The sequence below is a fragment of the Kitasatospora sp. NPDC058046 genome (genome assembly GCF_042885595.1).
Taxonomy (GTDB): Bacteria; Actinomycetota; Actinomycetes; order Streptomycetales; family Streptomycetaceae; genus Kitasatospora.
In genome coordinates this window covers 142752-157205 of record NZ_JBHVRS010000012.1, presented here as the reverse complement: position 1 = coordinate 157205, position 14454 = coordinate 142752, and the positions used below count along the sequence as shown (strand labels likewise).

Sequence of the window (14454 nt, the reverse complement as noted above, 5' to 3'; positions counted from 1 at the left end):
ATGCCGAGAACCACACCCCCGCGCCCGCTCGACGTCGAGGCGCTCTTCCCCGAACTGGCGCACCACCGGGGCACCACCACCCGGCTCCATCCGCGCCCCGGACGGCCGGACGCCTCGGCGAGCTCCGTCGGCGGCCCGCTGCTGTGGCCCGCCGACGAGCCCTGGCCGGTCTGCACCGACCCCCACCCGCACGCCCGCGGTCGGCGCCCGGCGGACGTCCACCGTTCCCGGGAGGTCCTGGCCGCGGCCTGGAACCGCGAGCAGGATCCCGGGCCGACGGACGGGGAGCGGCTGCTGCTCAAGGAGCTCGACCGCCGCCACCGGGTCGAAGGCCCGGCCGCGGACGGCCCGTTGCCGCTGGTCGGCCTCGCCCAGTTCTACCGGCGGGACGTCCCCGACCTGCCGCCCGGGCCGGACGGCTGCGACCTGCTCCAGGTCTTCTGGTGCCCCTTCGACGCCCACGGCCCGGGCCGCTGGGAGATGCTGCTCGACCTGCGCTGGCGCCGTTCGTGGGAGGTCGCCGAGGTACTGGCCCAGCCCCCGCGCCCGGAGGTCGTCGGCTTCGACGGGTACCTGCCCGAGCCGTGCGTGCTGCATCCCGAGCAGGTGCCCACCTACCCGTTCGCCGGCCTCCTCCCGGAGGACCTGTGCGCCCGCATCGACGCCTGGGAGGAGGCCCGGGAGGCTGCGGCCGAGGAGCACGGGGAGGACGACCCGCCGCTCTACCAGTACGACCTGTCCATCCCGCCCGGCTGGCGCGTCGGCGGCTTCGCCTCCTGGCACAGCACCGACCCGGCCCCGATGGACTGCCACGACTGCGCGACCCCGATGCGGTTGCTGCTGACCGTCGACAGCTCGGAGTGGGACGGCGGCAGCGGCAGTTGGCGGCCGCTGGAGGACGAGGCCTCGGCGGACGGCCACGGCGTCGTCATGCCGACCGAGGTCACCGTCGGCCGCTGGGGCCTGCTCAACGTCTTCGCCTGCCCCGCCGACCCCGGCCACCCGCACCGCTGGAGCATCCAGTAGCCGGGGCCGCCGCCCCGCCCGCGGCAGGGTGACGTCCGCGGCCCGTCGCCCGGTGACTGCGGACGGAGCGTCCGTCGCCCGCCGTCACCGGGTTCCGGACGGTGTGTCATGAATTCGCAACAGCCCTCCCACCAGGCGCGATACGAATTGCCCGGGCACCGGAGGGCCCGTAGGGTGCTCGAACGCCGTCGCGTGGACGGCTCGGGGGACGCACGAGGGGTGAACCATGGCGCAGGGGTCGGGGTACGCGATCCAGGCCGGCGGGGCCGAGGGGCAGGCGAAGGCGCTGGACAAGGCGTCCGGGGACGAGGGGACGATCGGAACGGCGATCAGCGACCCGGTCTGCTACGGCGCGGACGTGTTCGGGGGCGAGGACGTCGACCCGGCGTACCGCAACTTCAGCAGCGCCTGGCAGGCGGAGACCGCGACGATCAAGAGCGCGCTGAGCGAGCTGGCCGGCAAGGTGCGGGGCTCCTCGAACGGCTACCAGTCGGCCGACGGCAGCGTGGTGAAGGACCTCGCGTCCGCCTCGCGCAGCGGCGACTACCGGCCCTTCGGCTGAGGCGGGGCCGGCGCGCACCGGACACCGGAGCGGACGGCGGCTGACGAGCTGACGTCCGCAAGCCGATGAGCAGCCGTCGAGCGGCCGATGGGCAGCCGACGGAGGACCGCCGGGCAGCGGCGGGGAACGACACCACGGGCAACGGGTACAGGGGGCGAACGGGCCGTCATGGCAGGCGAATCCACCACGCAGCGCTGCAAGGCGCTGACCGACCGGCTGAAGGACGTCCGCGGGGCGGACAACAAGAACGATCTGATCTCCGCGATCAAGGGCGCGCTGGCGGTCCACGCGCCGGTCGGGGACCCGGGCACCATCGAGGCCACCGGCAACCGCTACAAGACCGCGGCCGCCGACTCGACCCAGCTCCACCAGGAGGTCCTGGCGGTCGCCACCTCCGGGCTGCCGGACGTCTGGACCGGTTCGACGGGTGCGAAGGCCGCCGAGGTGGTGGCCGCCGCCGCCCGCGCCGTCGACCAGCAGACCACCGCGCTCTACAACGGCGGGACGGCCCTGCTCGGCCTCGCGGACGCGCTGCGCTCCGCCCAGGGCCAGGACGGCGCCGCACGCTCCGCGCTCCAGCAGGTGCTGAGCGAACTGGGCGGCGAGCAGGGCTGGTTCGACGAGTGGTTCGAGGACGACGAGGACGAGGCGGCGCGCAAGAAGGCGCAGCAGGCCGCCGTGCCCCAGGTCGACGCGATGCTGAGCGCCGCCAAGCACGCCGACGAGGCGGCCCGGGCGGCGGCCCGCGACCTGAACAAGCTGGCCTCCGAGGCCCGGGCGGGGAAGATGAAGACCAACGCGGTCACCGCCGCCGACAAGCTGGTGCTGGCCGAGACCTCCGGTCCGGACGGCCCGACCGAGCTGAACGAGCTGCTGACCGCCAACGACATGAAGCGGTCCGGCGAGTACCTGGACAAGATGAACGACAAGGACCGGGCGGACTTCGAGAAGCTGCTCGCCGACTCCAAGTCCCCCCAGGAGCGCGCCTATCTGATGAAGGCGCTGGCGGCCGGCCACTCCATGGACGAGATCCGCGCCTTCCAGGGCAAGATCCACGGCAAGGACCCGGAGTGGCTCCGGACGCACCTGACGCCCGTCTACACCGAGGACGGGGACACCAGCAGCGGCGGGCAGCAGGACAACGGCTCCAACCGGAACACGGACCAGGTGACCTTCGACGGCGCCAACTGGAAGCAGGCGGACACCGAGGGCACCTGCGTCGCCTCCTCCACCGTGACCGCCCGGGCGATGGTCGACCCGCTCTACGCGCTGGACCTGACCGGCGGCCCGTCCGGCCAGGAGGACGACCCGGCGGCCTTCCAGCAGCGGCTGCTGGCCGAGCAGCACCGGGTGCACCAGGAGGGCGACGGCGGCGCGAACTGGGACGGCATGGGGGCGGACGGCAAGGAGAAGGTGCTGGAGAAGGAGGTCAGCCCGCACACCGGCGCCGACTTCGACTACAAGCCGATGCCGGACAGCAACGCCCGGCGCGAGCTGCTGCCGGACATCGAGAAGGCGGTCGCCGACGGCAAGCCGGTGCCGGTCGGGGTCGAGGGCTACGACAAGGACGGCAAGCGGTCGGGCCACGCGATGATGATCGTCGGCCAGGAGGGCAACATGCTGCAGATCTACAACCCGTGGGGCACCACCACCTGGGTCAGCGAGGACGACTTCGTCAACGGCCGGATGGCCGGGGCCTCGGACGACCGGCTGCCCACCGCCTACGCCGTCCACCTGCCGAAGTGACCGGCGTGGCAAGGGTGTTCACGGCGGCGTCGGCGCGGAGGCCGGCCCGCGGGCCGCTGCGGGCGGTGGCGCTGGCGGCCGTCCTGGCGACCGGGCTGACGGCCTGCGGGCAGGACGCGCCGTCCGGTCCGGACCGCGGCCGGGTGCTCGGCGCGGAGGAGCGCTCGGTCAGCCTCGCCGTCGGCGAGCGCTTCACGATCGCCGTCCGGGACAACTCCTCGGTCGGCGACCGCTGGAGCGTCGCGGCCCCGCAGCCGGACGCCGCGGTCGCGGCCCTGGTCGCGGAGAAGCTCGACCTCCCGGCGGAGTCGAAGACCTCGGACGGCGTCGGCGGCACCCGCTTCTACACCTTCGAGGCCAAGGGCCGCGGGACCACCGCCGTCACCCTCCTCAACTGCTTCCGCAGCTACTGCAACCTCCCCGCACCCAGCGAAGAGAACAGGAACATGGTCGTGCGCAACACCTACCCGGTGACGGTCCGATGAGCCCCGACGACCGCTTCCGTCCCAGGACCGACGAGGAGCTGCGGCAGCTCGACGTGTCCGCCATGCTCCGCTACGGCCTGGCCTTCGCCGGTCCGCACCGGGCCGCGCTGTTCGGCGAGGGCGCCGTCGCGGCGGCGCTGGCCGCCGACGCGCTGGGGGTGCTCCCCCGGTCGCTCGCCTTCCTCGCCGAGGTGGTGCGCAGCGGCGGCGCCCGCTACGCCGCGGACCTCGCCGAGCCGCTGCCGGGGGCGGAGCCGGCCCGGCTCGCCCGCGACTGGCTGGGCTCGGCGGCCACCACCGTCACCAGCGTCGACGGCGACCAGCTGCTCGCCCGGTGGCTGGACGCCGTCGCGGAGATCCTCGGCATGCGCCGGGACGTCCGGGGGGCCTGACGGGGACCTGACGGGGACCAGGCGGGCCCGGAGGGAGGACCTGACGGGGCCTGGCCGGGGGCCCGGCGGCGCGTTACTGCTTGACAGGGTGCGTCATACTGTAACGCGCTGGTACGCCCGCGGATCCCGACCCCGTCGGAGCCGTCGGGCCCTCCCCCCGCAGCTCGGAGCACCGCATGCACCCCTTCCTCGACCACCCCGGGCCGCTCGCCTTCGCCCACCGGGGCGGTGACCTCGGGCGCCCCGAGAACTCGCTCGCCGCCTTCGAGGCCGCCGTCGCGCTCGGGTACCGCTACCTGGAGACGGACGTGCACGCGACCGCCGACGGTGTGCTGGTCGCCTTCCACGACACGCACCTGGACCGGGTCACCGACCGCGCCGGGGCGGTGGCGGAGCTGCCCTGGGAGAGCGTCAGGCGGGCCCGGATCGGCGGGACCGAGCCGGTGCCGCTGCTGGAGGACCTGCTCGGCGCGTTCCCCGGGGCCCGCTTCAACATCGACGTCAAGGCGGCGCCGGCGGTCGGGCCGCTGGTCGAGGCGATCCGCCGGACCGACGCCTGGGACCGGGTCTGCGTCGGCGGCTTCTCCGACAGCCGGCTGGCCGCCGTCCGCGCTGCCGCCGGACCCCGGCTGGCGACCTCGCTCGGCCCGCGCGAGGTGGCCCGGCTGCGGCTGCGCTCGCTGGCCGAATCGTTCCTGCCCGGGCGGGCCTCCACACGGTCCGGAGCGCCGTCCGAAGCCCCGTCCGGGGCGCCGTTCGCCGGGCTGTGCGCGCAGGTGCCGGAGCGTCACCGGGGCGTCCGGGTGGTCGACCGGGCCTTCGTCCGCACCGCCCACCGGCTCGGCCTCCAGGTGCACGTCTGGACTGTGGACGATCCCACACGGATCAGGGCTCTCCTGGACCTGGGTGTGGATGGCATCATGGCCGATCGCATCGACGTCCTGCGGGACGTCCTCGGCGAGCGCGGCTGCTGGACGGACGGCAGTACCGGCTCCAGCACGGTGATGGGAACCCCATGAGCACCACGAACTCGGCGACGCACCTGCCGGACGACCCACCGACCGCCCCCGACGCCGACCCGGCCGCCGCCGACACCGACGCACGCTCCCTGCGCCGGATGCAGTTCGGCTGGTACATCAACGACTGGGCCAACGCCGCCTTCTCGGCCACCGTCCTGACGGTGTTCCTCGGCCCGTACCTGACCACCGTCGCCAAGGACGCCGCCGACGCGGCCGGCAACGTCCACCCGCTCGGCCTGACGATCCGCGCAGGATCGTTCTTCCCGTACACGGTCTCCTTCTCCGTGCTGCTCTCGGTCGCGGTGATGCTGCTGACCGGCACCGTCGCCGACCGCACCGGGCGGCACAAGGAGCTGATGTGCGGCTTCGCGTACGTCGGCTCGCTCGCCACGATGGGGATGTTCTTCCTCGGCGGCGACCGCTACCTGCTCGGCGGCGGGCTGCTGGTGGTCGCCAACATCGCGTACGCGGTCTCGGTCGCGCTGTCCTACGCCTACCTGCCCGGCCTCGCCTCCCCCGACGAGCGCGACAAGGTCTCCTCCAAGGGCTGGGCCTACGGCTACGCGGGCGGCGGACTGCTGCTGATCGCCAACCTGGCGCTGTTCCAGGGCCACGACGCGTTCGGCCTGGACTCCGGCACCGCCGTACGGATCTGCCTCGCCTCGGCCGGCCTGTGGTGGGCGCTGTTCACCATCGTCCCGATGCTGCGGCTGCCCTCCCGGGCCGGCGTGGCCCCCACCGCCCCCGCCGACCCCGCGGAAACCCCGGCCACCGCGCCAGGCAAGCCCGGCAAGCCCGCCGCCGGCAGCCTGCGCGAACTCGGCCGCACCCTGCGCCGGATGCGCGAGCACCCGCTCACCCTGCTCTACCTCGCGGCCTTCCTCTGCTACAACGACGGCATCCAGACCGTCGTCTCCCAGGCCTCGCTCTACGGCAGCGAGGAACTCGGCATGGAGCAGACCTCGCTGGTCACCGCCGTGCTGCTGGTCCAGGTCGTGGCGATCGGCGGCGCCCTGCTGCTCGGCCGGATCGCCCACCGGTACGGCGCCAAGCGGACCATCCTCGGCTCCCTGGTCGGCTGGGTCGTCACCCTGGCCCTCGGCTACTTCATGCCCGCCCACCAGCCCGCCTGGTTCTACGCCCTGGCCTGCATGATCGGCCTGGTGCTCGGCGGCAGCCAGGCGCTCTCCCGCTCCCTCTTCTCCCACCTCATACCGCCGGGCCGGGAGGCCGAGTACTTCAGCTTCTACAAGGTCAGCGACCGCGGCACCAGCTGGATGGGCCCGCTCGTCTTCGGCCTCGCCTACCAGCTCACCGGCAGCTACCGCTCGGCGATCATCTCGCTGCTGGTCTTCTTCGTCATCGGCTTCGCCGTCCTGCTCAAGGTCCCGGTCCGCCGTGCCATCGAGGCCGTCGGCAACCCGGTCCCCGAGCGCCTCTGAGCGCGCGCACGACGGACCGGGCCCGGCCGCTCCCCCTGCCTGAGCGGGGAGCGGCCGGGCCCGGTCCGTGGACAGTGCGTGGACGGTCCGTGGACGCTTCGTCAGCCGGTGACCATGGTCTTGCCGGGGAGCGTGCTCCAGCCGCTCCACCCGCTCTTCCCCGGCTGGTACGAGGCGTGGTTGAAGACGCCGTTCTGGCCGGTGGCGAAGAGGTCCAGGGTGCCGGCCGCCGCGTTGAACGTCGCGGTCGGGAAGCGGCCGGTGGTGAACCGCCAGTCCCCGACGTTGGTCCACTCGCTCCACGGCTTGCCGTCGGGCTGCCACTCGGCGCGGGCGAGGACACCGTTGCCGTCGACCGCGAACAGCGCGAAGCCGCCGGTGGCGGGGTCGAAGACGGCGGTCGGCGAGCCCGCGAACTGACGGCTGCGGACCTCGGACCAGCCGCTCCACTTCGTCATGCCCGGGGTGTAGTAGGAGTGCGCGACGACACCGCTGGTCCGGGTGGCGAAGACCTCCGCGACCTTGGTGACCGGGTTGTAGACGGACGTGGGGCTGCCGGTGAACCTCACGTTGTCGTCCTGGGCGTACCAGGGGTTCCAGTCCTGGCCCGGCAGCCAGTAGCTCTGCTTCAGCACGCCGTCGGTGTTGACCGCGAACAGCTCGATGGCACCGGTGGCGGGGTTGTACAGGGCGCTCGGGCTGCCCGTGAACTCCTTGTTGGCCTTGATGTCGTACCAGCCGCTCCACCCCGTCATGCCGACGGTGTAGTAGGAGTGCGCGACGGCCCCGTTGGTCTGGGTGGCGAAGACCTCCGCGGTCTTCGTCGCCGGGTTGTAGACGGCGGTGGGGCTGCCGGTGAACCTCTTGTCGGTGGGCTGGTAGTACCACTCGATCCAGCCCTTGCCGTCCGGCAGCCAGTAGGTCTGGCTGAGCACGCCGTCGGTGCCGATGGCGAACAGCTCGATGGCACCGGTGGCGGGGTTGAACACGGCCGTGGGGACGCTCGCGAACTGCCAGTCGCCGCCGACCCGCGTCCAGTCGCTCCAGGTCGTGCCGTCCGCGCTGGAGGAGGACACCACGTGGCGGTCGCTGTCGACGGCGAAGACCGTGGTGGTCTTCCGGACCGGGTCGTAGACCGAGCTGCGGGCGGCCGGGTTGGCGGTGACGGTGTCCCACCAGCCGTCGCGGACCTGGTTGATCCACGCGCCGAGGTCGTCGACCCGGGTGCTGTACGCGCCGGTCCGGGTCTCGGTGGCGGGCACGCCCAGGCAGCCGCCCTGCCACGAGCGGGAGGCGACGGCGACCAGCTCGGCCTTGCCGTTGACCTCGCGGACGGCGGGGGCACCGGTGTCGCCCTTGCAGACCGCCGCGCCGCCCGTCCCCGTGATGCCGACGCCCGTCGCGCTCACCGTGCCGAGGCTGAACGCGCCGGAGTGGAGCCGGTTCGGGAGCCACTCGGTCTTGGTGCGCCCGTACCCGGGCACCCGCAGGGTCTGGCCGGCGGTCGGGGCGGTGGTGGCGACCGCGAGCGGGGCGACGCCGGTGACGGGGACGGCCAGGCGGGCCAGGACCAGGTCGCGGTCCTGACGCGGCGCCAGCTCCACCACGTCCGTCACGACACCGGCGCCCGTGGCCAGGTCGGTGCGCCCGACGGTGGCGGTGGTCTTCCACTTCGGCGCACCGGCGGCCAGTGCCTGCGGCTGCGCCGGGTCGTCGGAGAAGCACGAGGCGGCCGTGGCCACCCAGTAGCGGTCCACCAGCGCGCCGGTGCAGACGCGCACGTTGTCGCCGATCGCCAGGCGGACGGTGTAGGCGTAGGAGCCGTCGGCGGGCGTGTCGCCGACCACGGCGCCGGCCGGGACGATGCTGCACAGCGTGCCGGCGGCAGCGGCAGCGGCGAGTACGCCGGCCCGCCGGGAGCGGACCTGGGACTTGCGGGGCATGAGGGATCTCCAGGGAGCGTTCGGGGAGGACGGCACCCCGCGGGTGCGCGGGGTGCCGGTGGCCTTCGACCGGCGGCCGTGGCGGGCCGCAGCGGGCCTGCCGCGGGTCAGGTGCGGGTCAGGGGGCGGAGGGGCCGCCGTGGAAGCGGACCCAGGCCGGGCCGCCCTGGCTCTGCGGGTCGATGGACCAGAGCGTGCTGTTGGTGTCCCTGACGTACGTGACCAGGTGCTTGCTGACCGGGTCGACGACGGTCTGCGGGACGGCGTCGGCGGCCAGCGCGGTGCCCGACGGGGTGAGCCCGAACTCGGTCCACTTCCCGGTGGCGAAGTCGAGCGCGTTCAGCCGGTTGTTCGGCCCGTTGACGTACACCACGGTCCGGTTGCCGGCCTTGTCGGCGATCGCGACCGGGTCGGTGGCAGCCATCACGCCCCAGTCGCGCCAGCCCGGGCCGAACGGGTCGACGGACCACAGGTGGTTGGCGGCGTCGCGGACGAAGGTGGTGAAGTGCCCGGTGGCCGGGTCGACCACGGTCGAGGGGACCGCGTCGGGGGCCAGGGCCGGCGGGATGAACTCGACCCGGCCGGCGCCCCGGCGGTCGATGGAGTTCAGCCGGTTGTTCGGCCCGTTGACGTACACCACGATGTGGCCGTCGTTCGGGTTGACGACCGGCACCGGGTCGGTGGCGGCCAGGCCACCGTAGTCGTACCAGCCCTCGCCCTGCGGGTCGACGGACCACAGGTGGTGGGCGGTGTCGCGGACGAAGGTGACCAGGTGGCCGGTGGCCGGGTCGACGACCGTGCGCGGCACGGCGTCGGGGGCCAGCACCGTCCCGGCGGGGGTGGGGATGAAGTCGGTCCACTTGCCGGTGGTGCGGTCGTAGGACCAGAGCTTGTTGTCCGGCCCGTTGACGTACACGATCACGTGGTTGTCGGCCGGGTTGGCGATCGCGGTCGGGCGGGCGGCCGCGTAGCCGCCCAGGTCGGTCCAGCCCTCGTTCTGCGGGTCGACCGACCACAGGTGGTTCTTGCTGTCCTGGACGAAGGTCAGCGGGTGCCCGGTGGCCGGGTCGACGACGGTGAACGGCGAGCCGGTGACCTTCGTCCCCGACGGGGTCGAGTGGCGGACGTTGGTGATCCACACGCCGAGGTCGTCGACCCGGGTCGCGTACGCGCCGGTGCGGGTCTCGGCGGCCGGGGTGCCCAGGCAGCCGCCCTGCCAGGAGCGGGAGGCCACGGCCACCAGCTCGGCCTTGCCGTTGACCTCACGGATGGCGGGGGCACCGGTGTCGCCCTTGCAGACCGCCGCACCGCCCGTCCCCGTGATGCCGACGCCGGTCGCGCTCACCGTGTCGAGGCTGAAAGCGCCGGTGTGCGGCTTGGACGGCACCCACTCGTCCTTGGTCCGGCCGAAACCGGGAACACGCAGCGACTGCCCGGCCGTCGGCGCCGAGGTGCCCACCTCCAGCGGCGTCACACCGTCGACCGGCACGGCCAGACGGGCCATCACCAGGTCGCGGTCGGCGCGCGGCACCAGCTCGACCACCTGGGCCGACTTGGCGCCGACGGTGGCGGTGGTGTTCCACTTCGGCTTGCCGGCCGCCAGGGCCTGCGGCTGAGCCGGGTCGTCGGCGAAGCAGGAGGCGGCGGTGAGCACCCAGTACTGGTCGATCAGCGCGCCGGTGCAGCCGCGCAGGCTGTCGCCGATGACGATGCGCGCGGTGGTGGCGGAGGTGGTGTCGGCCGCGGCGCCGCCGGAGACGGCGCCGGCCGGGGCGAAGGTCGTCAGCGCGCCGGCGGCAGCGGCCGCGACGGCTGCCAGCACACCCGCCCGCCGCGGGCGGAGCTGGGACTTGCGGGACATGGGGACTCCCCTTCGGGTCGGTGGGTGGGAGCCCGCGGGGGCGGTCGGTCTCACGCCGACGGCCCCCGCGGGGCACGGGTACGGGACCCGGGTCAGCCGGTGGTGGCGGCGAGGCCCTGGATGCCGCTGCTGTCGACCTTGTAGAAGGTGGTCCAGCTGCCGTCGGCCTTCTTGTCGGCGGTCCAGATCTTGTCGTCGCTGCCGATCGCGAACAGGCGGATGGTGTCGCCGATGGTGGTGGCGGCGACCTGCTTGACACCGAGGGCGTCGGGCACCTTCTCGAAGGTGGTCCAGGGGCCGTTGCCGGTGCTGTCGGTGGTCCAGATCTGGCTGTCGGCACCGACCGCGAACACCCGCACGGTGTTGCCGATCGTGGTGGCGGCGATGTGCTGGATGCCGCTGCTGGGGATCGCCTCGAAGGTGCTCCACGTACCGGCGGTGTAGTCGCCGGTGCTGGTCCAGATCCGGCCGTCGCCGCCGATCGCGAACAGCCGCACGGTGTTGCCGACGACGGTGGCGGTCACCTGCTTGATCGCGCTGCTGGGCAGCGGCGAGAACGCGCTCCAGGTGCCCGCGGCGTAGTCGCCGTCCGCACCGTAGATGCGCTCGTCGCCGCCGACGGCGAACAGGCGCACCTTGTCGCCCATGGCGACGGCGGTCACCTGCCGGATGCCGCTGTTGCCCGGCACGACCTCGAACGGCGACCAGACGCCGGCGCTGTTCCTGGTGCTGGTCCGGATCCGCTGGTCGCTGCCGATCCCGAACAGGCGCACCTTGTCGCCCATCGTGACGGCGCTGACCTGCCGGACGCCGCCGCTGTTCGGCACGGCCTCGAAGGTGCCCCACACGTTCGTGGTGTACGCGCCCTCGTTGGCCCAGATCTGGCTGTCGCCGCCGACCGCGAACAGTCGGCTGGCCGGACGGGAGACCCGCACCTGGTTCACCCAGCCGGCGAGGTCGTCGACCCGGGAGCTGAACGCGCCGGTGCGGGTCTCGGTGGCCGGGGTGCCCAGGCAGCCGCCCTGCCACGAGCGGGAGGCCACGGCGACCAGCTCGGCCTTGCCGTTGACCTCGCGGATCGCCGGGGCACCGGTGTCGCCCTTGCAGATCGAGGCGCCGCCGGTGCCGGTGATGCCGATCGCGGTCGCGCTCACGGTGTCGAGGGTGAACGCGCCGGTGTGGAGCTTGTTCGGCACCCACTCGTCCTTGGTCCGGCCGAAGCCGGCGACGCGCAGGCTCTGCCCGGCCGTCGGTGCGGCGGCGGCGACCGCGAGCGGGGCGATGCCGTCGACGGGCGTGGCGAGGCGGGCCATGACGAGGTCGCGGTCGGCGCGCGGCGCCAGCTCGACCACCTCGGCCGACTTGGCGCCGAGCGTGACGGTGGTCTTCCACTTCGGCTTGCCGGCCGCCAGGGCCTGCGGCTGCGCCGGGTCGTCGGAGAAGCAGGAGGCGGCGGTGAGCACCCAGCTGCGGTCGACCAGCGCGCCGGTGCAGGCGCGCAGGTTGTCGCCGATCGTCAGACGGGCGGTGGAGGTGTAGGTGTTGTCGGCAGCCTCGGGGCCGACCACGGCACCGGCCGGAGAGACGGCGCTCAGCGTGCCGGCGGCGGCGGCCGCGACCAGCACACCCGCCCGACGGGAACGGAACTGGGACTTACGGGACATCAGGAATTCCCCCCTGAGGAGTGACGAGAAGGTGGCGCCCCGCCGGACGGGCGACCGGACGGCGGCCGGTCCGGCGGGACGCGGTGCGGTGCTGTGCGGGGTCAGCCGGTGGTGGCGGCGGTGATCGCCTTCACGCCGAAGGCACCCCCGGGGACCTCGGTCCACGGCGTCCACTTGCCGGCGTTGTAGTCGGCGTCGCGGGTGTAGACCTTGGTGTCCTCGTTGACGGCAACGACGTGGACGACGTTGCCCTCGGCGCTGCTGGAGATGGCCTTCAGGCGGTTCTCGCTGACCTTCTGCCACTGCGGGTCCCAGTGGCCGAGGTCGTAGTGGCCGTAGGTGGTGAACAGGTCGCCGGCGCCGCCGATGATCTGGAGGTCGACGGTGTTGCCGCGGGCGGCGGCGGTGATGCCCTGGACGCCGACGGCACCGCCGGGGATCTCGCCCCACGGGGTCCAGCTGCCGTCGGGCCGGTTGTCGCGGGTGTAGACGCGAAGGTCCTCGTTGACGGCGAAGACGTGGACGACGCCGTCAGGGGTGGTGGCGCTGGTGATGGACTTCAGGTTGTTGGTGCCGACCTGCTCCCAGTTTCCGCGCCAGCTGCCGGCGGCGTAGTCGACGCTGGTGCTGTAGAGGGAACCGTCGGATCCGATGATCTGGAGGCTGACGGTGTTGCCGCGGACCGCGGCGGTGACGCCCTGGGCACCGCCGGCGCCGCCGGGGACCTCGCCCCACGGGGTCCACACGCCACCGACCTTGCCGTCGTGGGTGTAGACCTTGCCGTCGGAACCGACGGCGTAGACGTGCACGGTGTCGCCGATGGCGACGCTGTCCACGGCGGTCAACGAGACTGTGCTGACGGGCGACCAGGAGCCGAGCCAGCCGCCGGCCCTGGAGTCGTCGACGGTGTTCCACATCCTGTTGTTGATGTCGATGATCTGGAGCTGCAGGCCGGCCTTGACCTCCGCCGTGCGGGAACGCAGGCCCTTCACCCAGTCGCCGAGGTCGTCGACGCGGGAGCTGAACGCGCCGGTACGGGTCTCGGTAGCCGGGGTGCCCAGGCAGCCGCCCTGCCAGGAACGGGAGGCCACGGCCACCAGCTCGGCCTTGCCGTTCGTCTCACGGATGGCGGGAGCGCCGGTGTCCCCCTTGCAGACCGCCGCGCCGCCGGTGCCGGTGGTGCCGATGCCCGTCGCGCTCACGCTGTCGAGGCTGAACACGCCGGTGTGGAGCTTGTTCGGCACCCACTCGTCCTTCGTCCGGCCGAAACCGGGAACGCGCAGGCTCTGCCCGGCCGTCGGGGCGGCGGTCGCCAGCGGCAGCGGGGCTATGCCGTCGACGGGCGTGGCGAGACGGGCCATGACGAGGTCACGGTCGGCGCGCGGCACCAGCTCGGCCACCTCGGCCGACTTGGCGCCCACCGTCACGGTCGTCTTCCACTTCGGCGCACCGGCCACCAGGGCCTGCGGCTGCGCCGGGTCGTCGGAGAAGCACGAGGCGGCCGTGACCACCCAGTAGCGGTCCACCAGCGCGCCGGTGCAGCCGCGCAGGTTGTCGCCGATCACCAGGCGGGTGGCGGCGGTGTAGGTGTTGTCGGCAGCCGCGTCGCCGACCACGGCGCCGGCCGGAGAGAAGGTGCTCAGCGTGCCGGCGGCCGCAGCCGCGACCAGCACACCCGCCCGCAGGGAGCGGGGCGAGGAGTTGCGAGGCATATGTGTATTCCCAGACGGTGAGGAACGGATGCGCGGGTGGCTGTCAGCCGGTGACGGTCAGTTCGACGAGGCTGGTCGAGGCGCCGTTGTTGCCTTCGCCGACCGGTTGGAAGCCGTCCTTGGGGACGTCGAGGGTCTTCTGGGTGGTGCCGGTGGTGAGGCCGGCCCGGACCGCGCGGCCACCTGCGGTCTGGATACCGAAGACCTCGGGCAGTTGGAGGGAGAGCGACCCGGTGGTGCCGGAGACGGTGAAGCAGATCTGGTTGTCCGGGTTGCCCGGGGCCAGGGTCCAGACCTGGATCTGGGTGGGCTTGGCGCAGTCGCCGAGCAGGATGTGGCCGTCGCCGCGCAGCAGCTTCACCTTGGTGATCGCGGCGGCGCCCGGGTAGGCGAAGTCCTCGACCGCGGGCGGTGCGGCGGAGTTGTCGGCGGGGGTGGTGTCGGCGGCGGCGATCGCGGTGGCGCCGACGAGCGCCGTGGCGGTCACGGCGGCGGCGGCCAGCCACCGGCCCGCGGTGGCGCGGCCGGTCCTCCTGGTGTCGCGGAGGGGGGTGTGGGTCACCTGGGGCTCCATCGAGAGGTGAGCGAAGAGCGGGGAGCGG

12 protein-coding genes are annotated in these 14454 nt (G+C 73.3%); 7 read left to right on the top strand and 5 right to left on the bottom strand.

Annotation, left to right across the window (positions count from 1 at the left end):
* The 7 genes from ACFVU7_RS24225 (at window position 1) to ACFVU7_RS24195 (ending at window position 6672) form a co-directional block, all read left to right on the top strand.
* Window positions 1-1026 (top strand): hypothetical protein, encoded by a 1026-nt coding sequence (locus ACFVU7_RS24225; RefSeq protein ID WP_388047092.1) that lies wholly within the window; start codon window positions 1-3, stop codon window positions 1024-1026.
* A gap of 226 nt (window positions 1027-1252) precedes the next feature.
* Window positions 1253-1588: a hypothetical protein gene (locus tag ACFVU7_RS24220; RefSeq protein WP_049651413.1), complete on the top strand. Its 336-nt coding sequence runs from the start codon at window positions 1253-1255 to the stop codon at window positions 1586-1588.
* A 168-nt stretch (window positions 1589-1756) separates the two neighbouring features.
* Window positions 1757-3334 carry a peptidoglycan-binding protein gene (locus ACFVU7_RS24215; RefSeq protein ID WP_049651414.1) on the top strand — a complete coding sequence of 526 codons (1578 nt, stop codon included), beginning with the start codon at window positions 1757-1759 and terminating at the stop codon, window positions 3332-3334.
* 5 nt (window positions 3335-3339) lie between these two features.
* A complete protein-coding gene (locus ACFVU7_RS24210; RefSeq protein ID WP_387830312.1) occupies window positions 3340-3819 on the top strand; it encodes a protease inhibitor I42 family protein in 480 nt (159 codons plus the stop codon).
* The gene (locus ACFVU7_RS24205; RefSeq protein ID WP_074005972.1) at window positions 3816-4211 is read left to right on the top strand and encodes a hypothetical protein; all 396 of its coding nucleotides are present in this window, start codon (window positions 3816-3818) and stop codon (window positions 4209-4211) included. The genes ACFVU7_RS24210 and ACFVU7_RS24205 overlap by 4 nt, the downstream gene beginning before the upstream one ends.
* Before the next feature lie 176 nt (window positions 4212-4387).
* The gene (locus ACFVU7_RS24200) at window positions 4388-5230 is read left to right on the top strand and encodes a glycerophosphodiester phosphodiesterase (protein ID WP_074005973.1); all 843 of its coding nucleotides are present in this window, start codon (window positions 4388-4390) and stop codon (window positions 5228-5230) included.
* A 98-nt stretch (window positions 5231-5328) separates the two neighbouring features.
* Window positions 5329-6672, top strand: a complete 1344-nt coding sequence (locus ACFVU7_RS24195) for an MFS transporter (protein WP_387830330.1) — start codon at window positions 5329-5331, stop codon at window positions 6670-6672.
* Between the two features lie 101 nt (window positions 6673-6773).
* Here the strand turns inward: ACFVU7_RS24195 and ACFVU7_RS24190 are convergent, their stop codons facing one another.
* The 5 genes from ACFVU7_RS24190 to ACFVU7_RS24170 form a co-directional block, all read right to left on the bottom strand.
* Complete coding sequence (locus ACFVU7_RS24190) at window positions 6774-8615, bottom strand: trypsin-like serine protease (protein ID WP_388047090.1); 1842 nt, start codon at window positions 8613-8615, stop codon at window positions 6774-6776.
* 118 nt (window positions 8616-8733) lie between these two features.
* The gene (locus ACFVU7_RS24185; protein ID WP_388047088.1) at window positions 8734-10476 is read right to left on the bottom strand and encodes a trypsin-like serine protease; all 1743 of its coding nucleotides are present in this window, start codon (window positions 10474-10476) and stop codon (window positions 8734-8736) included.
* 92 nt (window positions 10477-10568) lie between these two features.
* Window positions 10569-12140, bottom strand: a complete 1572-nt coding sequence (locus ACFVU7_RS24180; RefSeq protein ID WP_074005976.1) for a trypsin-like serine protease — start codon at window positions 12138-12140, stop codon at window positions 10569-10571.
* Window positions 12141-12241: 101 nt separating this feature from the next.
* A complete protein-coding gene (locus ACFVU7_RS24175; protein ID WP_074005977.1) occupies window positions 12242-13852 on the bottom strand; it encodes a trypsin-like serine protease in 1611 nt (536 codons plus the stop codon).
* Between the two features lie 43 nt (window positions 13853-13895).
* Complete coding sequence (locus ACFVU7_RS24170; protein ID WP_380717241.1) at window positions 13896-14414, bottom strand: hypothetical protein; 519 nt, start codon at window positions 14412-14414, stop codon at window positions 13896-13898.
* Window positions 14415-14454 lie beyond the last annotated feature (40 nt).

Coding starts and splice junctions, on each gene's coding strand:
- ACFVU7_RS24225 (WP_388047092.1), top strand. CDS start 1: ATGCCGAGAACCACACCCCCGCGCCCGCTCGACGTCGAGGCGCTCTTC.
- ACFVU7_RS24220 (WP_049651413.1), top strand. CDS start 1,253: ATGGCGCAGGGGTCGGGGTACGCGATCCAGGCCGGCGGGGCCGAGGGG.
- ACFVU7_RS24215 (WP_049651414.1), top strand. CDS start 1,757: ATGGCAGGCGAATCCACCACGCAGCGCTGCAAGGCGCTGACCGACCGG.
- ACFVU7_RS24205 (WP_074005972.1), top strand. CDS start 3,816: ATGAGCCCCGACGACCGCTTCCGTCCCAGGACCGACGAGGAGCTGCGG.
- ACFVU7_RS24200 (WP_074005973.1), top strand. CDS start 4,388: ATGCACCCCTTCCTCGACCACCCCGGGCCGCTCGCCTTCGCCCACCGG.
- ACFVU7_RS24195 (WP_387830330.1), top strand. CDS start 5,329: ATGCAGTTCGGCTGGTACATCAACGACTGGGCCAACGCCGCCTTCTCG.
- ACFVU7_RS24190 (WP_388047090.1), bottom strand. CDS start 8,615: ATGCCCCGCAAGTCCCAGGTCCGCTCCCGGCGGGCCGGCGTACTCGCC.
- ACFVU7_RS24185 (WP_388047088.1), bottom strand. CDS start 10,476: ATGTCCCGCAAGTCCCAGCTCCGCCCGCGGCGGGCGGGTGTGCTGGCA.
- ACFVU7_RS24180 (WP_074005976.1), bottom strand. CDS start 12,140: ATGTCCCGTAAGTCCCAGTTCCGTTCCCGTCGGGCGGGTGTGCTGGTC.
- ACFVU7_RS24175 (WP_074005977.1), bottom strand. CDS start 13,852: ATGCCTCGCAACTCCTCGCCCCGCTCCCTGCGGGCGGGTGTGCTGGTC.